Raw genomic sequence first — 21162 nt, 5'->3', positions numbered from 1 at the left:
AAGTGTGTAGCATGTAATTTAAAGTGATGCAATTTCATAGAATTAAATATAGCTATTCTCTTATTTTTAAAAAGAGGTGACATAATTTGAGTAAAAAAGTCTTGTTTATCATAACAAGTGTAAACCAATTTGAAGATGGTACACCAACAGGATTATGGTTAGAAGAAGCAAGTGAACCTTATAATATATTAACAGCAGCAAACATTAATGTAGATATCGCTACAATAAATGGCGGAGAAGTCCCATTAGATCCTAATTCCACACAGAATGGTGAGCTTAATAAATATAAAGCATTTGTTGAGCAAACGAAATCAGCATCAAGTATAGAAGATATAGATGTGAGTCAATATAACGCTGTATATTTACCAGGAGGTCACGGCACTGTATTTGATTTTGCGCATAATCAGAAGTTAGCTTCAGTACTTGCTGACTTTAAAGCAGATGATAAAATCATTGCATCTGTATGTCACGGACCGAGTGCTTTTGTCGGTGCTAAAGATAAGAAAGGTAACTTTCTAGTGAAGGGTGTGACGTTAACTGCATTTACAGATGAAGAGGAACGTGCAATGGGCTTTGAGGACAAAGTGCCTTTTTTAACTCAGACAGAATTAGAAAACCAAGGCGCTCAATTTGTAACTCAAGACAACTTCACTGAACACGTAGAAACAGATAATCAATTTATTACTGGTCAAAATCCACAATCAAGCGTAGCAATAGGTGAAACATTACGAGACGCTTTAAATTAGAACATAGTATGATAGGGAGTGGGACAGATATACATGTTCCACTCCTAACTATAAAGAAAACTGGAAAACTTATTAAGTTTTCCAGTTTTTGTTGTTATAACTATGGGCAAATGTGTTTAATTGCTTATTCTTTGTTAAAATAAAAGTAGTGATATAATAAGTCATACATAAAGTTCATGTATAATGAATTTATATATGCTATTGATTTAGTTTTATAAGTGGTTATTGTATAATAATCAAGATTGAAGTTTAAACTCAAATAAAAAAGAATTATAAACAAATAGGAGTATACAAAATGAAATTTACGAATTTAACTGCTAAAGAGTTCGGTACATTTACAGATAATATGCCAAATAGTCATTTCACACAAATGGTAGGAAACTACGAATTGAAAATTGCAGAAAGTACAGAAACGCACTTAGTTGGTATTAAAAACAATGAAAACGAAGTCATTGCAGCATGTTTACTTACTGCAGTACCAGTAATGAAGTTTTATAAATATTTTTATACAAACAGAGGACCTGTTATAGATTTTGAAAATAAAGAACTTGTTCATTACTTCTTTAATGAATTAACTAAATATGTTAAAAAACATAAAGGTTTACATTTAAGAGTTGATCCTTATTTAGCTTATCAATATCGTAACCATGACGGAGAAGTGTTAGAAAATGCTGGTCATGACTGGTTTTTCGGCAAAATGAAACAATTAGGATACAAACACCAAGGATTTTTAACTGGCTTTGATCCAATTCTTCAAATTAGATACCATTCAGTATTAGATTTAGCAGGTAAAACAGCTAAAGATGTACTTAACGGTATGGATAGTCTACGTAAACGTAATACAAAAAAAGTTCAGAAGAATGGTGTTAAAGTAAGATTCTTAGAAGAAGACGAATTACCAATCTTCCGTTCGTTTATGGAAGATACATCTGAATCAAAAGAATTTGATGATAGGGAAGATAGCTTTTATTATAATAGATTGAGATATTATAAGAATCGTATCTTGGTTCCATTAGCTTATATGGACTTCGATGAGTATATCGAAGAATTAAAAGCAGAACGTGATGTCTTAAGTAAAGATATTAACAAAGCGATTAAAGATATAGAAAAGCGACCTGAAAATAAAAAGGCTTATAATAAGCGAGATAATTTAGAACAACAGCTTATTGCAAATCAACAAAAAATAGAAGAAGCGCAATCGTTACAGGCTGAACACGGTAATGAATTACCAATTTCTGCAGCTTACTTTATTATTAATCCCTATGAAGTGGTTTATTATGCAGGTGGTACTTCAAATGAATTTAGACACTTTGCTGGTAGTTATGCGATACAGTGGAAGATGATTAATTACGCTATTGACAATAATATAGATAGATATAACTTCTACGGTATCAGTGGTAATTTCACAGAAGATGCGGAAGATGCAGGCGTAGTGAAATTCAAAAAAGGATTTAATGCTGAAGTCGTAGAATACGTTGGAGATTTTGTAAAACCTATTAATAAGCCAATGTACAAAATTTATACGACATTAAAAAAACTAAAAGATATTAAGAAGTAGATATAAATTATAGAAGGGAACTAAGCTAGAATGAAATTTACAGAGTTAACCGTCAAAGAGTATGACAATTTTGTACAAAACCCGGCATTAGAGAGTCATTACTTTCAAGTAAAAGAAAATATTGCAACAAGAGAAGAAGATGGATTTCAAGTTGTACTATTAGGCTTAAAAGATGACGACAATCAGGTTATTGCTGCTAGTCTTTTCTCTAAAATTCCTACAATGGGAAGCTATGTTTATTATTCTAATCGTGGTCCAGTTATGGATTACAATGATTTAGGTTTAGTAGATTTCTATTTACGTGAATTAGATCATTATCTTCAACACCATAATTGTTTATATGTCAAAATGGACCCGTACTGGATCTATAAAATATACGATAAAGATATCAATCCATTGCCAGAACCAGATAAGAATGACGCATTAGTCAACTTATTTAAATCTCATGGATATACACATCATGGCTTTACGACTGAATATGATACATCTAGTCAAGTAAGATGGATGGGTGTATTGAACTTAGATGGACAAACACCAGCTTCTCTAAAAAAACAATTTGATAGCCAAAGAAAACGTAATATCAATAAAGCAATCAATTTTGGTGTTAAAGTTAGGTTGTTAAATAGAGATGAATTCGGTCTTTTCTTAGATCTTTATCGAGAAACTGAAAAACGTGCTGGCTTCGTATCTAAAACAGATGAATATTTCTATAATTTTATTGATAACTATGGTGATAAAGCTTTAATACCTTTAGCATATATAGACTTAAATGAATATATTGAAAATACACAAGAGAGTATTAATGATAAAGAATCACGTAGAGATCAAATCATGCAGAATGAAAATAAAACAGATAAACAGTTGAAGAAAATTACAGAACTGGATAAACAAATAGAGCATGATAAAAAAGAGTTAATGCATGCAAGTGAATTAAGATTAACAGATGGGGCTATATTAAATTTAGCTGCTGGTGTTTATTTTGCAAATGCATATGAAGTAAATTACTTCTCTGGTGGTTCATCAGAAAAATATAATCAATATATGGGACCTTATATGATGCATTGGTACATGTTGAACTATTGTTTTGACAATGGTTATGGTCGCTACAATTTCTATGGTTTATCAGGCGATTTCACTGAAAATAGTGAAGATTACGGCGTATATCGTTTTAAACGTGGATTTAATGTGCAAATTGAAGAATTAATCGGCGATTTTTATAAACCAATTAAGAAAACAAAATATTGGTTATTTAATACGTTGAATAATGTTAGAAAAAAAGTTAAAAAATAGCATAAAAAAAGAAAGCATTCTGGTATGTAAGCCCTAATCAGTATGCTTTCTTTCGTTCTGAAGTTAGTTATATTAGGATGGCAATTCCAATATAACAATGAACTAAATGTGGATTAGTCTGTGATGTTAATTCTTGTTGTTCTCCACAATTTTTAGTATAGCATAGGATTTCAGCAATGCAATAACCTTACATTATAATAATTTTATAGTAAAATTTATTTTTATAACATATTTAAAGTAATATATATAATTGTTATGAAAATGTGAGAAGCGCACTACAAGACGACTTGTAGTGCGCTTTCTAGCGTGATTTTTCAAAATACGCCCTATTTAATTATTTATAAGTTACGGATCATTAAGATAATGCTTTAATGATATAAGTTATACCAATAATAAAGAATACCGCACTCATGAAGATAGCAACTAAAATTGCTGCCATAAGTGGATTAAACAGTAAAATAATACCGAAAACAACCGTAATTATGTTCAAAATAACCGATACAATATGAAAACCTTTATTTGATTTTTCAAGTGGCGTTACCGTAAACATATTAAATAACGCATTAATAATAAACCAAATAGCAAATAAATAAACAATAAATGTCGTACTTGTAACGATATTAAATAAAATCAATAACCCTAAAATAATATTAATTACACCAAGTACAAGTACTATGATTGAGGCATTTTTATCTGTTTTTTTCATTACACGACGAACGAAAATTTCTAAAAAACCGTTAATAATAAATAGTAGACCTATGAGCCATGTAATAGCAAATAAGTTTTCTTCAGGAAAACTTAAAATAAACACGCCAATAATTAGAAAAATGACGCCAATCACTAAACTCGACCATTTGATTCGGGAACGTTCCTGCATAAATTTCACTCCTAAATGATTATCTAAATAGTATATACCCAAATGACAAAAAAGAACACGTTTTTTATAGGTGTCTATATTTATGTTATGTAAACCTATAAGTGTTTGGTTTAAATAAAAAACCTTTTTTCTAAGGATTGCTATAAAAATCAAGGATAAGCCAAAATAATAGCAAAATTAAAGCATAACGTATTATTTAATCTTAAAATTTTAAAGTCATTAAAAATAAGGCGCTGAGAAGTCGATTTCTGAGCATTTAAATATGAGTTTGTTGGTCTATATCCATCTGAATACACGTAACATTGTGAGCTTGATCATTATATAAGCATAGCAATAACCAAAATAAGTTTCTAATATCCACACAGCCAAAGCTAAATATGTTTAGATATATCTATGTAACGAATGATATTACCATATAATTGATTGTAGATAGTTTAAGAGTTAGTATATGACAATTATAACAAGACATTAAATGAGATACGTAAATGTTTAATGATATAACGTAGTATATGTATGTAAAAGCTAAACTAGGATTAATAAGCATAAATGCTAAATACATAATAACTTAGTAAAAATAACTATATAGATATGTAATTTTTAAAATTTACTTTTTAGTTTACATAATATATATTATAGGAAGTTACTATAATTTGATAAGAATACCCTAATTGTTAATTCACTACCTATTATGTTATATATGCTTGTTAACGCAATCATTCTTTCAAGTACTTTGGTATAATTTCTTCTTGTCATCATAGATGTATTACATTATATGTTTATAGCTTTGATTAGCTTGTTACTATTATACTTTATTGATGTTATCTAATTATCGACTTTACTATATTGGTTTAAACCTCATATATGGTATATGCTGTGGTTTAAATTTTGATATAACATTTTACTAAATCACATTTTAAAACTTAGCTTGAATTACTTAAACACGCTATTAAATCATCAGTTTAAATTTAAAGATGTAATTAAAAAATGAACTGTAACTTAAATATAGCTACAGTTCATTTTTTATTTTTGTTTATAATCTTCTAATTCATCTTTTGGAATACCACCGCGTTTACGTATTTCTTTTCTAGCTTTCTTTTCGCGGCGTTTACGTCTCCAGTTACGTGTCATGTACCATATTACAAAGCTTAGGATTAAACTTAATATCGTCATAAACGCAGCAAAACCTAATAAAGGTTCATATGTAATATCTTGGAAATTTGGTATTAAAAATGCAGCTATTGCTAATACTACTAACGTTAAGATTGGTGCAGTAAACCATTTATTTAAGACAAGATTGCAAAATACTGTTACTAATATGACAGCAACTATAGTAATCCATAAAAAATTAGGCATATCAAAAATAGTCATTTATTCCACTCCTTTTTATTTAATATTTATACTTTGCTTACATTATATATATCATACTATATTTTCTATATAAATACATTCAGTCTTGAGCAGTATAATTTTATATTAAATTAATATAAAATACGTGTCAATCCAGTTTGGTTTACTGTTCCCCACTTTTAATATAGATAAACTTTCGGTTATCATTTATGCGGGTCATTCATGTATAATTAATTGTGAATACAATATAAATGTAGAGGAGTAGATTATATGGCTGAAACACTACCATTTAGAAATAATGTTCCAATTGAAGAAACGTGGGACGTAACTGACTTATTTAGTTCTGATGATGCATTTTATAACACACTGAATGATACATTGGAACAAGCTAAGGCATTTAATCAACAATATGCAGAGCAATTAATTGAAGTGAATATTGTTGAAGATGCACTGGATGCATATTCTGAACTATTAATTCAATTAGATAGAATGGCCAATTATGCTGAGTTAAGATTGAGTGTTGATACAGCTAATGAACATGCACAGACATTAAGCGCAAAATTGTCTACATCTTATGGAAAAATCGCTAGTGAACTTTCATTTGTAGTTTCAGAAATATTAGAGCTATCTGATCAAACACTTGAACAACTTATTCAAACATCGAAGTATCCCCATTTTTTAACGAAATTAAAAGCGAATAAGGCACATCAATTAACTCCAGAAGTTGAAAAAGTATTAGCAAGTTTGTCCCCTACTTTTGAGAGCGCTTTTGAACTTTATGGAACTACAAAAATGTTGGATATTGAATTTGAACCATTTGAATATAATCAACAAACATATCCTTTAGATTATGCTACTTTTGAGAATGAATATGAAGATAACCCAAATGAAGCATTTAGAAGAATAAGCTTCAAACATTTTAGTAATGCATTAAGTAAGTATCAGCATACGACAGCAGCGACATATAATATGCAAGTGCAACAAGAGAAAATCGAAGCAGATTTAAGAGGATATGATTCTGTTATTGATTATTTACTACAAGAGCAAGAAGTGACGCGAGACATGTTTAACAGACAAATTGATGTGATTATGAGTGATTTAGCACCTATTATCCAAAAATATGCGAAATTAGTTAAACGTGTCCATGGCTTAGATGTAATGCATTTTGAAGATTTAAAAGTTTCTATTGATCCAAACTACGAACCAGAAATTTCAATTGAAGATTCTAAACAATATATCTATGGAGCTTTAAATGTACTTGGTGAAGATTATTTAGAAATGGTTGAAGCTGCTTATAATGAGAGATGGATAGATTTTGCACAAAACAAAGGTAAAGAAACAGGTGCTTATTGTGCGAGTCCCTATGCTTCACACTCCTATGTTTTTATATCATGGACTGGTAAAATGACTGAAACTTTCGTGTTAGCACATGAATTAGGTCATGCGGGCCATTTTACATTAGCACAAGCGCATCAAAATTATTTAGAATCAGAAGCTTCGATGTATTTTGTAGAAGCACCTTCTACTATGAATGAAATGCTTATGGCGAACTACTTATTTAAAAATAGTAATGATGCTAAATTTAAACGTTGGGTAACAGGTTCTATTATTTCAAGAACATATTACCATAATATGGTTACACATTTACTTGAAGCTGCTTTCCAACGTGAAGTTTACAATAAAGTCGATCAAGGAGAATCATTGACTGCACCAGTACTTAATGACATTATGCTTGATGTCTATAGTCAATTCTTTGGAGACAGCGTGAAACTTACGGAAGGTACAGAGCTAACTTGGATGAGACAACCACACTATTATATGGGATTATACTCTTACACGTATTCAGCTGGCTTAACGATTGGTACAGTGATGTCTCAACGTATTCAAAATGAAGGACAACCAGCTGTTGATGCTTGGTTAGATACCTTAAAAGCTGGAGGTAGTAAATCACCAGTAGATTTAGCTGAAATTGCAGGTATTGATATCCGAACTGAACAACCATTAAAATCAACAATTGGCTATATTGGCAAACTTGTTGATGAATTAGAAACACTAACTGAGGAAATTGAAAATAAATAGCATTTTATAAAATTAAAAAGCACAATGGCAATTTTGAAGATCATCTACTTTCATTTATTTGAAAGCGAGTTATCTTTGTAAAGCCATTGTGCTTTTATTATATGGAACATTTTTATTTATTATAGGATTCATAACGTTCACCTGTAATAAAGAAATAAATGTTTTCTGCTATATTGCAAATGTGATCTCCAATACGTTCTAAATGTCTTGCAGCTAAATGTGCTTGACCTGCAACGAAAGGATCGTTATCTATTAAATAAGTTGTGTTTACAATATTTTTATAGATATCATCAATATCTTTATCGCGATCAATGATTTCTTTTATTAAGGTAATATCATTATCATTAACTGCATCATCTAAGTCTTTTAACATTAAGAGCGCAAGTTTACCCATAGTGTTGAGTCTCGTCAGTACATATTCGTCAATAATTTTTGCACGTAATCTAATTTTCGCTATACTTGCTGCATTGTCGCCTATACGTTCAAAATCAGTAGCAATTTTTAAAGCTGCCATCATTAAACGTAAATCTGTAGCAATCGGCTGTTGCTTAGTGATAAGCAGGATTACTTTTTCATTAATTGCAGTTTCTTGCTCATTGATTTCTTTATCCTTAGCTATTGTTTGTCTAGCATAATTACGATCTTCTTCACTTAACGACGTCAGCCCAAATTCTATATTACGATATACATAAAGACCAAGTCGACGTAAATCTTTAATAAGTCCGTCTAGTTGGCCTTCATATTTATGTCTAATTGTTGCCATAGATTAACCGAAGCGACCTGAGATATAATCTTCAGTTTGCTTATCTGCAGGATTGGAGAAGATCTTATCAGTGTCGTCGTATTCATTAACATAGCCGTTAAGGAAGAAAGCAGTTTTATCAGAAACACGAGCAGCTTGTTGCATATTATGTGTAACAATGATGATTGAATATTGTTCTTTAAGCTCTTGAACAAGTTCTTCAATTTTTAATGTTGATATTGGATCTAAAGCTGACGTTGGCTCATCCATCAATATAACATCTGGTTCAATAGCTAACGTACGAGCAATACAAACACGTTGTTGTTGTCCACCAGATAAACTATAAGCATTTTTGTCTAAGTCATCTTTTAATTCATCCCAAATTGCAGCGCCACGTAGAGATTTTTCAACAATTTCATCTAAGACTTTTTTGTTTTTTATACCATGGATTTTAGGACCATAAGTGATATTATCATAAATTGATTTAGGAAATGGATTTGGTTGTTGGAATACCATACCTACATTTGTTCTCAATTTTTCAACTGAATATTTATTTTCGAAAATATTTTTATCACGGTACATGATTTTACCAGCAGTTTTAACAGATGGCACAAGTTCAACCATACGATTTAATGCTTTAATGTATGTTGATTTACCGCAACCTGATGGTCCAATAATTGCTGTTACATTATTTTCTAAAATATCTAAATTAATATTTTTTAAAGCATGGTTTTCTCCATACCATAAATCAAGATTTTTAGTTGAATAGACAATTTTCTTTTGACTATCTGGAATTTTATTCTCTGAGTGATTTGGCTCAATAGTTGCTATTGGTGAGTCATTACGGTCGGTATGTGATTTTAATGTATCGTTCGTATCGTTATTATCTATAATTTGTTTATTCATAATTAAAACTCCTTTTTATAGGCTAGATGCTAAGATTTTACTGAAATCCTAGCATATTCCCATTTACTAGCCTTATTTAAATAATATTTCTTGTATCTTAAATTTAGTATTTTTTACTATATTTATTTCTTAAGAATATCGCTATTGCATTCATTAATAGTAATATAACGAGTAATACGATAATTCCTGCCGATGCAACGTTTTGGAATTCTTCCTGTGGTAATTTTGTCCAGCTATAAATTGACATTGGTAACGCTTGGAATTGATCGAATATTGTAGATGGTAGCTGTAATAAAATCGTTGGTATACCAATTAAAATTAATGGTGCTGTCTCACCTAATGCACGAGATAGTGCTAAGATGAAACCTGTCAAAATACCAGGAATCGCCGCTGGTAACACAACACGGCGTATTGTTTGCCATTTGTTGGCACCTAGTCCGTATGAAGCTTCCTTTACAGAACTAGGTACAGATCTGATTGCTTCTTGGCTAGCTACAATGATTACCGGTAAGATAAGTAACGACATTGTTAATGCAGCCGCTAAAACAGAGTTGCCGAGTGCAATTGAATCGATACCCATACCTCTTACGAAAATTGTAAGACCAAGTAAACCAAATACGACTGAGGGTACGCCAGCTAAGTTTGAGATACTCACTTTAATAAAGTTTGTAAGAGCATTTTCTTTAGCATATTCTTCTAAATATATTGCAGTACCAACACCTAAAGTAATTGTTATCGGGATAATAGTAACCATTAACCATATAGTACCGATAAAGGCACCTTTAATTCCTGCCATAGAAGGCGTTGATGATGAGAAATTAGTAAAAAATGATGGAGTTAAGTGTCCAGCACCTTTTATAAGTGTATCAATGAGTAATGCCGCTAATACAAGCAAACCAACCATTGTACAGGCAAAGAAAGCCCATTTATTAACTTTATTTGTCGTTAACCTTCCAGAGAGTTTCTTTTCAACTGTTTGTTGGTCTACGAGCACATTTTTGTTTGTTTCAGTCATATTAATACTCCTCTCTGAAACGTTTCGTAATCCATTGAGAAATCAAATTCATTGCTAATGTGAATAAGAATAAAGTGAATCCTACTGCATATATACTATAGTAAGTATCAGTACCAAATGTTGCATCACCAGTAGCTACTTGAACGATATAACCAGTCATTGTTTGAATGGACCCTGTTATATCAAGTGATGCACTCGGTGTACTACCTGCAGCAAGAGATACGATCATAGTTTCGCCAATTGCACGTGAAATTGCTAATACAATTGAGGCCATAATACCTGAAGTGGCAGCTGGTAAAATAACTTTAGTTGCTACTTCAAATTTTGTAGCACCTAAACCTAGTGCACCTTCACGCATTTTGTTTGGTACAGATGACATTGCATCTTCACTCATACTTGATATTAATGGGATAATCATTACACCAACTACAAGACCTGGACTAATAGAGTTGAAACTGCCTATGTCTGGAAAGATTCCACGTATTAACGGTGTAACAAATGTTAGAGCAAAGAAACCGAATACGATTGTTGGAATACCAGATAATATTTCTAATATTGGTTTGATAATACTTTTAGCACGTGGCGAAGCATATTCACTTAAGTAAATTGCTGCACCCAGACCTAATGGCACTGCTACGATTGTAGCTATTACAGTTATCTTCAACGTACCTAATATTAATGGCCAAATTCCAAATTTAGGATCAGATGAGAATGGTGTCCATTCCATCGAAAATAGAAATTCTGTAATAGGAATACGTGTGAAAAACGTAATGGTTTCTGTTAATAATGTGACTACAATACCGATTGTCGCTAATATAGAAAAAATTGCTATTGTACCTAAAATAATTGGAACAATTTTATCGCTTGCACCTTTTTTATTGGCATTGTTTTTTTCTATCATTTCGCTTACGGAGCGGTTTTTATTCGCCATGTAAATTTCCTTCCTTCATATAGACTCCGAAATTATTAAAAAAAGGTTGGGATGTTTAGAAATAGAGAAACAAAGTGGACGTTATTCCCATCGCCACTTTGTTTTCTAATACAGAATCCCGACCTTTAAGATTTACAGCTATGTGTTATTTATCTTCTTCTTTATCTTTGCTTTCTTTACCAGTAATCTCTTTTAATTCATCTAGTTGTTTTTGGTAATCTTTTTCTGGTAGAGCTACAAATCCTGCTTCTTCAGCTGATTTACCTTTGTCTTCAAAGATAAATTTCATGAAATCTTGGAATCCTTCATTTTCTTTTAGTTTTTTCTCGTTTGTATAAATGAACAGTGGTCTACTTAAAGCATATGAGCCATCTTGAATTGATTCTTTAGTTGGTTTAGTAACTTCACCACTATCATCTTTGATTTCAACGGCTTTTAATTTATCTTTATTTTCTTCAAAGAAATTATAACCGAAGTAACCAATACCTTGTTCATTTTTTTGAACTGATTGAACGATTACGTTTGTATCAGCGTTTTTCTCTGCTTTGATATCTCCGTCATCCATAACTTCTTCAGTGAAGAAGTCATATGTACCATGTGATTGGTCTGGAGAAAATGATTTAATTTCTTTATCTGGCCATTCAGGATTAACATCTTTCCATGATTTTGCTTCGCCAGAATAAATATCTTTCAATTGATCTTTAGTTAATTCGTTTACAAAATCGTTTTCTTTATTAACTGCAATTGTTACGCCATCTTTTGCAACTTCAAATTCATTATATTTAATACCTTTATCTTCTAATTTTTTCTTCTCTTCATCTTTTATTGGTCTAGATGCGTTTGAAAAATCAGTATTCCCTGAAATGAATTTTTCGAATCCGCCACCAGTACCAGATGTACCAGATGAAACTGTAACATCGGAATTTTCTTTAGCAAATTTTTCGTTTAATTTTTCAATGATTGGACCTACTGTTGATGAACCGTCGCCTTTAACTTCGCCTTCGCCGCCACCAGAACCAGCATTTCCGCCGCCACAAGCGCCTAATAAAAGTGAAGAGCCAATTACTGTAGTTCCAAATACTTGCCATTTTTTCATTGAAACATCCTCCTAATAAATAAATAACCCTTAAAAGTTATATGTATTTCTTACAGTACCTATATTACACACAATTTATTAATTACAAATATAGATAATGTAAATGTTTCGTTAAGATAAAACGGCTTCTTTTTACAAAATTTATAATAGCTATGAATTTATAAAATAATGACTTATAAACGTTGATAATATAAGGTTTTTCTAGAAAAAAATATTACAAACAAGCCTGAAATTGTAATATAAATAAAGAAAAAATCCTGAAATCACTCTATAAAAATAGTGATTTCAGGATTGGTTTGTTGAGAATTGTATTTTGAAGTCCAATTCATTTTATAAATTATTATTATTATTGTTATAAAACAGGTTAGATAAAAACATCACTTTATGATAGAAGGAATTACTTTTCTATTCTTTCCCAACCTTTTTTAGTTAAAGCGATTTTACCAGAGTCTATCGTGATAATTTTGTTTTTATATAAGTGCCCGATTGCTCTTTTGAACGAACCTTTACTCATATTAAAAATTTCTTTAATAGCTTCGGGACTCGATTTGTCTGAGAAAGGTAATTCCCCATCGTACTCTACGAGTAAGTCAAAAATATTTTGACCATCATCATCAAGTCTTTCGTGTGCAAGTGGTAAAAATGAACCGTTCAATTCACCTTTATCGTTTTGACCAATGATACGGACTTTTACATTTTCACCGAGACGTGGTTCCTCTTTGCGTTCTGTTTCATGAACGAATATTTTATAACCCTCTTTTGATAGTAAGAAACTACCTATGCGTAATAAACGATATGGTCTTGCTTCGATGATTTTATTTTTCAATTCATTATCGAAAACAGACTTATATGTTTGTTCTACTATTGTTTCTGTTGCTAAACGTGCGAACATATTATTATCTCTATCAATACGTAACGTAACGAATAACTCATCACCCTGTACTGGCCAAACTGATTTAACTTTTGGTAAATCTTCCCAAGGTATTAATACTTCTCTTGGTAAACCTACATCGACATGTGCACCATCGCGATCAACTTTTAATACTTTTACAAAGTCGTATTTATCAGTCGTTACGTCAGGCATATTTTGTGTAGCAAATAATGCACCTGATCTATTTGGGTAAATAAAGAAACTATATTCTTCCCCTATATTTAATTCATCTTCATCTTTTACTTCGGATTGATTGAGTTTAACTTCTTCTCCGTTTGGTCCTTTTAACTTATATGTTGAACCTTCTAATCCAACAACTTCAAGAAATTCTATAGAACCTACAATATCTTTTTCATCTTGGGCCATACTTTTCTCCTTCGTACATACAGATTTATTCTTACTTATTATAACATGCTATGAAGAAACTAGCATCACTACATCGAGAATGGTCGAAACAAGTTGATAAGTGTGTTATAATTTGTCCGGTAGATTAACGAAAAGGATAACGAAAAGGAGTAAATGCATGTTACAAGTTACTGATGTAAGTTTACGATTTGGTGATCGTAAGCTATTTGAAGATGTAAATATTAAATTTACAGATGGCAATTGTTATGGATTAATAGGAGCTAATGGCGCAGGTAAATCAACGTTCTTAAAGATTTTATCGGGTGAATTAGACGCTCAAACTGGTCATGTTTCTATGGGGAAAGACGAACGTTTAGCAGTTTTAAAACAGGATCACTTTGCATTTGAAGATGAACGTGTAATTGATGTTGTTGTTAAAGGACACGAACGTTTATATGAAGTAATGAAAGAAAAAGATGAAATCTATATGAAACCAGACTTCAGTGATGAAGATGGTATTAGAGCTGCAGAACTAGAAGGCGAATTTGCTGAAATGGACGGCTGGAATGCTGAAGCAGATGCGGGTACCCTACTTTCTGGACTAGGTATCAAAGCAGACCTACAAGATAAAACAATGTCTGAATTAGAAAACAATCAAAAAGTTAAAGTGTTATTAGCACAAAGTCTTTTTGGTAAACCTGACGTATTATTACTAGATGAGCCTACCAATGGTTTAGATATCCCTGCAATAAGTTGGTTAGAAGATTTCTTAATTAATTTTGAAAACACAGTTATTGTTGTGTCTCATGATAGACACTTTTTAAATAATGTTTGTACGCATATTGCTGACTTAGATTATGGCAAAATTAAATTATTTGTTGGTAACTATGATTTCTGGTACCAATCAAGTCAACTTGCTATGAAAATGGCTCAAGATCAAAACAAGAAAAAAGAAGAGAAAGTTAAAGAATTACAAGATTTCGTGGCACGTTTCTCTGCAAACGCCTCTAAATCAAAACAAGCAACAAGTCGTAAGAAACAATTAGAAAAAATCGAGATTGATGATATTCAACCTTCTTCTCGTCGTTATCCTTTTGTGAAATTCACACCTGAACGTGAAATTGGTAATGATTTATTACATGTCGACAATGTTTCTAAAACAATCGACGGCGTAAAGATATTAGATAATATTTCATTCTCTATGGATCCTAACGATAAAGCTGTATTAGTTGGTGATAGTGAATTTGCTAAATCAACATTACTTAAAATCTTAGCTGGTGAAATGGAACCAGATGAAGGTACAGTAAGATGGGGCGTAACAACTTCTCAAAGTTTCTTACCTAAAGATAACTCATTCTACTTCGATGGTGTAGATACAAACTTAGTTGACTGGTTACGTCAATACGCACCTGAAGACGAACAAACAGAGACATTTTTACGTGGCTTCCTAGGACGTATGCTATTTAGCGGTGAAGAAGTTAAGAAAAAAGCGAGTGTCTTATCTGGTGGAGAGAAAGTACGTTGTATGCTAAGTAAAATGATGTTATCAAGTTCTAACGTGTTACTACTGGATGAACCTACAAACCATTTAGACTTAGAAAGTATTACTGCAGTCAATGATGGCTTGAAATCATTCAAAGGTTCTATTATCTTTACATCTTATGACTTTGAATTCATCAATACAATTGCAAACCGTGTCATTGATTTAAATCCAACTGGTGGTCTTTCTAAAGAAACGACTTATAGAGCCTATTTAGAAGAAACTGGTGTATTAAAATAATAACGCAATAAATAAGCGGAGGCTGAGACGACGTAATCTTGTTAGAACAATTAGATTCCTGTCTTACTCCCCTCTTAAAATATAGGTACCCCAATACTATAAAGGTATTAGGGGTGCCTTTTTCATGTTCTTTTATCTTTATATGAGTTAAATCTATGAAATTGGTTGGCTGAATCATTTTATTGTTATTTAAAATTGTAGTGATTTGAGCTAACTACTTACAAATTAATAAAGCACTAGACGAAGACCTTAAGTTAAGGATGTCCCCACTTTGTTCATCTTATTTAGGATGAAACGCCCCATTGTTTGGGCTAATTACTTTCAAAATGAATTTTTGAATTATATAATCATAATTAATTCAAATGAACGGAGGAGTTATTTCAATGGAAAATTTAAATATGATTGATGGACAACTTTTACCACAAATCGGTTTCGGTACATATAAATTAAATGGTGCGCAAGGCGTACATGCAATCGTTAATGCGTTAAATCAAGGATACAGAATATTAGATACAGCCTATAACTATGAAAATGAAGGTACAGTGGGTAAAGCAATTGAACGAAGTCATGTTTCAAGAGATCAAATCATTGTCACTTCGAAATTACCAGGTCGTTATCAAGACTATGATGCAGCATTAACAGCTATACAAGAATCTATTTATCGATTAAATGTCGATTATATTGATTTATATTTAATTCATTGGCCAAATCCAAGACACAATAAGTATGTTGAAGCTTGGCAAGCGATGATTGATGCTCAAAAAGCGGGACTTATTAAATCTATTGGTGTTTGTAATTTCTTACCAGAACACATTGAAAAATTAGAAAAAGAAACTGGTGTCTTACCTACAGTGAATCAGATTGAATTACATCCGTACTTTAATCAACAAGATATGATTGAGTATCATAATAAAAAAGGAATTATTACAGAAGCATGGAGTCCATTAGGTCGTGCATCTGAAGTAATAAAAGATAAAGATATCGCTATAATTGCCGAAAAATATAATAAAACAATACCTCAAATTATATTAAGATGGCACGTTCAATTAGGTGTAGTACCAATTCCAAAATCTACTTCTATAACGAGACAAATTCAGAATCTAAATGTTTTTGATTTTAACTTAGAAGTTGAAGACGTAGAAAAGATAAATAACTTAACTCAAAAAGATGGTAGATTAAAAGGTCAAGACCCTGCAACATATGAAGAATTTTAAAAATTGAAAATATCGAAAATGATTGTCACTAAACAATTTTAATTATATTTACACTTATAACGTAAAATGTATAAATATAATGTTTTATTTTTCAGTAAATTTAAAAAACTTCATAAAAGCGGTTTACAGTACATATAAGCATATGTATAATATGAATCATAAACAAACAAAAGTTAAATATGGTTTTGATGAGGCGCATCAATCATTAGTAAATATTAGAAGAACCTGCCTGCTAGCAGCTAATTTTGAAAGGGTGAGATGCCGAAATAGTTATAATAGCAGCTTATAACACGTTGGACTTTATGGTTAAGAGCTAAGAGTCTGTCATTATTGTAAGATAATGGAGTGCATCACTTGTATATAAATTATAGAACAAGTTCGCATCCCGAACTTGTTCTTTTTTTAATACTGTGATTCTCCCCTATTAAATGAGGAGGATATAGAATTGAGCAGAAGTGTTTTGAAATTTGGAGGTTCTTCAGTAAGTGATTTTACAAAAATAAAAAATATAGCGGAAATGTTGAAAATGAGAGTTGATCAAGGTGAACAGCTTATTGTTGTTGTTAGTGCCATGGGCAAGACAACAGATGAGCTTATGGCTAATGTTTCTGCATTAACTACCAACCCTAAAGATCAAGAACTTGCACTATTATTAACGACAGGTGAACAACAGACAGTTTCTTACTTATCTATGGTTTTAAATGATATCGGTGTAAACGCCAAAGCGATGACCGGATATCAAGCGGGTATTAAGACAATTGGACATCATTTAAAAAGTCGGATAGCAGAAATTAATCCTGATACATTCGAAATCGCATTTACAGAAAATGATGTTTTGGTAGTTGCTGGTTTCCAAGGCATAAATGAATCACTTGAAGTGACGACGTTAGGTCGAGGTGGTTCAGATACTACTGCTGTTGCTTTAGCAGCAAGTAATGACACGGCATGTGAGATTTATACCGATGTCGATGGTGTCTATGCTACTGACCCAAGATTATATAAAGAAGCAAAACGACTTGAATACGTTTCTTATGAAGAAATGATGGAGATGAGCGCATTAGGTGCAGGCGTGTTAGAAACAAGAAGCGTCGAATTAGCAAACAACTATAATATTCCGCTTTATTTAGGAAGAACTTTATCAAATGTGAAAGGAACATGGATTATGTCACAAGCAGAATTATTAGAAAAGAAAGCAGTCACAGGTGTGGCGTTAGATACACATATGATGCACGTTACAATTAGTTATCCCTTACCAGATAATAGATTACTTACTGAGCTTTTTACTCAATTGGAAGAAGGTTCAGTAAATGTTGATATGATTTCTCAGATTATTAACTTGGAAGGATTACAAATGTCCTTTACTATTAAAGATACAGATGCTTTTCAGATTTCAACCATATTAGAAACTTTAAAAGAACAATTTAATGCATTAGACTTCAAGATTAATGAAGAATACGTTAAAATCTCTTTAATTGGCTCTGGTATGCGTGATATTTCTGGTGTAGCATCAAAAGCATTCATTACTTTAATTGAAAACGATATTTCTTTTTATCAAACTACAACATCAGAAATAAGCATTTCATGTGTAATAGATGCTAAGAATGGCGAACGAGCTGTTCGAGCCCTTTATCAAGCTTTTGATATCTGAATTTTCGGAATATAATTAATATTTATTAAAATAATAAAAATGGAGTGTATGGTATATGACAAAATTAGCATTGGCAGGCGCAACAGGATTAGTAGGAAGAAAAATGTTAGAAACAATAGATCGCAAAGGCGTTGAATTTGATGAGTTAGTGTTGTTCTCATCGGCTCGCTCAGCAGGTGAAAACATTGAATTTCAAGGTAAAAACTACACTGTTAGAGAATTGACGGAAGACGCAGCTAAGGAATCATTTGATTATGTATTAATGAGTGCTGGCGGTAGCACAAGTGAACACTTCTCCCCTATTTTTGAACAAGCGGGTGCAATTGTCATTGATAATTCAAGTCAATGGAGAATGACTGAAGGTGTAGACTTAATCGTTCCAGAGGTCAACGAGCCTGTATTAGATAGAAAAATTATTGCAAATCCAAATTGCTCAACAATACAATCAGTCGTACCACTTAAACCATTACAAGAACAATTTGGCTTGAAACGTGTTGCATATACGACATACCAGGCGGTTTCAGGTTCTGGGGTAAAAGGTAAACAAGATTTAGCAGAAGGAGCAAATGGTAAAGCACCTGAAGCATATCCACATCCTATTTATAATAATGTGTTACCGCATATAGATACTTTCCTTGAAGATGGGTATACAAAAGAAGAACAAAAAATGATAGACGAGACACGTAAAATCTTAAAAGATGATGAATTAAAAGTTACAGCTACTTGTGTACGTGTGCCAGTCCAAGACAGTCACAGTGTTCACATGAGTGTAACGTTAGAAAAAGAAGCTACAGTGAGTGCAATCCAAGAATTATTTGAAAATGATGACCGTGTGGTACTTGAAGATGATCCACAAAATAATGTATATCCATTAGCGATTAATTCTACTGACAGAGATGAAATTTTTGTAGGACGTATTCGCCGTGATGAAACATTAGATAATACATTCCACGTATGGTGTACTTCTGACAACTTATTGAAAGGTGCGGCATTGAATGCAGTGCAAATACTTGAACAAGTTATGAGCCTGAAAGGAGTAAAATAATATGGGACATATTTTTGAAGGCGTAGGTGTCGCTTTAACAACACCTTTTACACACAATGAAGTAGATTATGATGCACTTAGAAGACATTTGAAATATTTAATTGAAAATGATGTAAAATCGATTGTTGTAAATGGTACTACAGCTGAAAATCCAGTATTAACTGATGGTGAAAAAGATCAAATACTAGAAGCAGTCGTAAATTATGTAGATGGACGCATTCCTGTAATTGCTGGAACAGGTACGAATAATACACAAAAATCAATTCAAGTTTCAGTTCGTGCTAAAGAAATGGGTGCAGATGCAATTATGCTGATCACTCCCTACTACAATAAGACGAATCAACGTGGTTTAATTGCTCATTTTACGAAAATAGCAGATGCAATTAAATTACCAGTCGTGTTATACAATGTGCCTTCTCGTACAAATATGACTATAGAACCAGATACAGTTGAAACATTAAGCAAGAATGAATATATTATTGCATTAAAAGATGCGACCAACGATTTTGAATATTTAGAAGAAGTAAAAAAACGTATCAACTTAAATGACTTTGCGCTTTATAGTGGTAATGATGACAATGTAGTTGACTATTTTAATAAAGATGGACATGGCGTTATCTCAGTAGTTGCTAACGTGATCCCAAAATCTTTTCAAGCGTTATACGATGCAAAACAAAATGGAGAAGATATTGAAAAACAATTCCAACCGATTCAAACATTGTTAGATGCATTAGCAGTGGATGTAAACCCTATTCCAGTGAAGGCACTCACAGCGGTAGAAGGTTTCGGAAATTATGAGGTGCGTTTACCACTTGTACCTTTAGAAGATGAAGACCGTAAAACGTTAGAAAATGCGTACGAACAATTTAAAGCAGGTGACAAGGCATGAAGATAGTATTAATAGGCTATGGTGCGATGAATCAACGTGTCGCAAGATTAGCTGAATCAAAAGGACATGAAATAATTGGTGTTATTGTACGAGATACTACCAAGGATTACCCGTACCCTACATTTGAACGTATTGCAGATGCTAAAGAAGCAGATGTTGCAATAGATTTCTCTAACCCAGAACTGTTATTACCATTATTGGATGAAGACTTTAATTTACCATTAGTAATAGCAACGACTGGTGAAAAAGAAGAAATAATCAATAAACTTCAAGCGTTAAGTAATCAAATGCCAGTCTTTTTCAGTGCGAATATGAGTTATGGTGTACATGCTTTAACAAAAATTTTAGAAGCAGCAGTGCCCCTATTACAAGATTTCGACATTGAACTTACGGAAGCGCATCATAATAAAAAAGTGGATGCGCCAAGTGGTACGTTAGTAAAATTATATGATGTGATTGATGACTTGCGAGAAAAATCTACACCAGTCTATGATAGACATGAGCATACTGAAAAACGCACACAAGATGAAATCGGTATCCATTCCATTCGTGGTGGCACGATTGTAGGAGAACATGACGTGCTATTTGCTGGTACTGATGAGACAATAGAGATTACGCATCGAGCACAGTCAAAAGATATTTTTGCAAATGGTGCAATTGGTGCAGCAGAAAAATTAATCAATAAGGCAAATGACTATTATACATTTGATAACCTATAAAAAC

General features: G+C 32.1%; 18 protein-coding genes and 1 riboswitch. Of the genes, 10 read left to right on the top strand and 8 right to left on the bottom strand.

The genetic code is table 11. The features are described 5' to 3' along the window. Nucleotides 1-86 precede the first annotated feature (86 nt). The 3 genes from MHB47_RS07440 (at nucleotide 87) to MHB47_RS07430 (ending at nucleotide 3594) form a co-directional block, all read left to right on the top strand. Nucleotides 87-746, top strand: coding sequence for a type 1 glutamine amidotransferase domain-containing protein (locus MHB47_RS07440; protein WP_340755935.1), 660 nt, complete (start codon nucleotides 87-89; stop codon nucleotides 744-746). 295 nt (nucleotides 747-1041) lie between these two features. Beyond that, a complete protein-coding gene (locus MHB47_RS07435) occupies nucleotides 1042-2304 on the top strand; it encodes an aminoacyltransferase (RefSeq protein ID WP_340755933.1) in 1263 nt (420 codons plus the stop codon). A 30-nt stretch (nucleotides 2305-2334) separates the two neighbouring features. Then, a complete protein-coding gene (locus MHB47_RS07430; RefSeq protein WP_002507659.1) occupies nucleotides 2335-3594 on the top strand; it encodes an aminoacyltransferase in 1260 nt (419 codons plus the stop codon). Between the two features lie 355 nt (nucleotides 3595-3949). On the opposite strand, the gene MHB47_RS07425 is transcribed toward MHB47_RS07430, so the two are convergent. Further along, a complete protein-coding gene (locus MHB47_RS07425; protein ID WP_340755931.1) occupies nucleotides 3950-4471 on the bottom strand; it encodes an HdeD family acid-resistance protein in 522 nt (173 codons plus the stop codon). A gap of 1020 nt (nucleotides 4472-5491) precedes the next feature. Further along, entirely contained in the window at nucleotides 5492-5839 is a 348-nt protein-coding gene (locus tag MHB47_RS07420; RefSeq protein ID WP_021339148.1) for a hypothetical protein, read from the bottom strand. 249 nt (nucleotides 5840-6088) lie between these two features. Here MHB47_RS07420 and pepF point away from each other — a divergent pair, with 249 nt between their 5' ends. Beyond that, nucleotides 6089-7897 (top strand): oligoendopeptidase F, encoded by a 1809-nt coding sequence (pepF, locus tag MHB47_RS07415; RefSeq protein ID WP_340755929.1) that lies wholly within the window; start codon nucleotides 6089-6091, stop codon nucleotides 7895-7897. A gap of 112 nt (nucleotides 7898-8009) precedes the next feature. On the opposite strand, the gene phoU is transcribed toward pepF, so the two are convergent. From phoU to cvfB, 6 genes are all read right to left on the bottom strand, one after another. After that, nucleotides 8010-8660, bottom strand: a complete 651-nt coding sequence (gene phoU, locus MHB47_RS07410; RefSeq protein ID WP_340755927.1) for a phosphate signaling complex protein PhoU — start codon at nucleotides 8658-8660, stop codon at nucleotides 8010-8012. Nucleotides 8661-8663: 3 nt separating this feature from the next. Then, the gene (gene pstB / locus MHB47_RS07405; protein WP_340755925.1) at nucleotides 8664-9545 is read right to left on the bottom strand and encodes a phosphate ABC transporter ATP-binding protein PstB; all 882 of its coding nucleotides are present in this window, start codon (nucleotides 9543-9545) and stop codon (nucleotides 8664-8666) included. Nucleotides 9546-9648: 103 nt separating this feature from the next. After that, nucleotides 9649-10560, bottom strand: coding sequence for a phosphate ABC transporter permease PstA (gene pstA, locus MHB47_RS07400; RefSeq protein WP_002507653.1), 912 nt, complete (start codon nucleotides 10558-10560; stop codon nucleotides 9649-9651). Between the two features lies 1 nt (nucleotide 10561). After that, complete coding sequence (gene pstC, locus MHB47_RS07395; protein WP_107515307.1) at nucleotides 10562-11491, bottom strand: phosphate ABC transporter permease subunit PstC; 930 nt, start codon at nucleotides 11489-11491, stop codon at nucleotides 10562-10564. A gap of 145 nt (nucleotides 11492-11636) precedes the next feature. Further along, entirely contained in the window at nucleotides 11637-12587 is a 951-nt protein-coding gene (locus MHB47_RS07390) for a PstS family phosphate ABC transporter substrate-binding protein (RefSeq protein WP_002512395.1), read from the bottom strand. Nucleotides 12588-12984: 397 nt separating this feature from the next. Next, complete coding sequence (gene cvfB, locus MHB47_RS07385; protein ID WP_021339152.1) at nucleotides 12985-13884, bottom strand: RNA-binding virulence regulatory protein CvfB; 900 nt, start codon at nucleotides 13882-13884, stop codon at nucleotides 12985-12987. 157 nt (nucleotides 13885-14041) lie between these two features. On the opposite strand from cvfB, the gene MHB47_RS07380 reads away from it, so the two are divergent. The 6 genes from MHB47_RS07380 to dapB all read left to right on the top strand — a co-directional run bounded on the left by MHB47_RS07380 (nucleotide 14042) and on the right by dapB (nucleotide 21158). After that, a complete protein-coding gene (locus tag MHB47_RS07380; protein WP_002507649.1) occupies nucleotides 14042-15643 on the top strand; it encodes an ABC-F family ATP-binding cassette domain-containing protein in 1602 nt (533 codons plus the stop codon). A 383-nt stretch (nucleotides 15644-16026) separates the two neighbouring features. Continuing rightward, nucleotides 16027-16857: an aldo/keto reductase gene (locus MHB47_RS07375; RefSeq protein WP_340755923.1), complete on the top strand. Its 831-nt coding sequence runs from the start codon at nucleotides 16027-16029 to the stop codon at nucleotides 16855-16857. 180 nt (nucleotides 16858-17037) lie between these two features. Continuing rightward, nucleotides 17038-17216: riboswitch (Lysine riboswitch) on the top strand. Between the two features lie 86 nt (nucleotides 17217-17302). Further along, a complete protein-coding gene (locus MHB47_RS07370) occupies nucleotides 17303-18505 on the top strand; it encodes an aspartate kinase (RefSeq protein ID WP_340755921.1) in 1203 nt (400 codons plus the stop codon). A gap of 55 nt (nucleotides 18506-18560) precedes the next feature. Continuing rightward, nucleotides 18561-19550 carry an aspartate-semialdehyde dehydrogenase gene (locus MHB47_RS07365; protein ID WP_021339156.1) on the top strand — a complete coding sequence of 330 codons (990 nt, stop codon included), beginning with the start codon at nucleotides 18561-18563 and terminating at the stop codon, nucleotides 19548-19550. A gap of 1 nt (nucleotide 19551) precedes the next feature. After that, nucleotides 19552-20439 (top strand): 4-hydroxy-tetrahydrodipicolinate synthase, encoded by an 888-nt coding sequence (gene dapA / locus MHB47_RS07360; RefSeq protein ID WP_340755919.1) that lies wholly within the window; start codon nucleotides 19552-19554, stop codon nucleotides 20437-20439. Next, nucleotides 20436-21158, top strand: coding sequence for a 4-hydroxy-tetrahydrodipicolinate reductase (gene dapB / locus MHB47_RS07355; protein WP_340755917.1), 723 nt, complete (start codon nucleotides 20436-20438; stop codon nucleotides 21156-21158). The genes dapA and dapB overlap by 4 nt, the downstream gene beginning before the upstream one ends. Nucleotides 21159-21162 lie beyond the last annotated feature (4 nt).

Source organism: Staphylococcus sp. FSL K6-3157 (genome assembly GCF_038005145.1).
GTDB classification, from domain to species: Bacteria; Bacillota; Bacilli; order Staphylococcales; family Staphylococcaceae; genus Staphylococcus; species Staphylococcus equorum.
The sequence above is the reverse complement of the archived record's forward strand: the minus strand, read 5'-3'. Positions and strand labels throughout refer to the sequence as shown.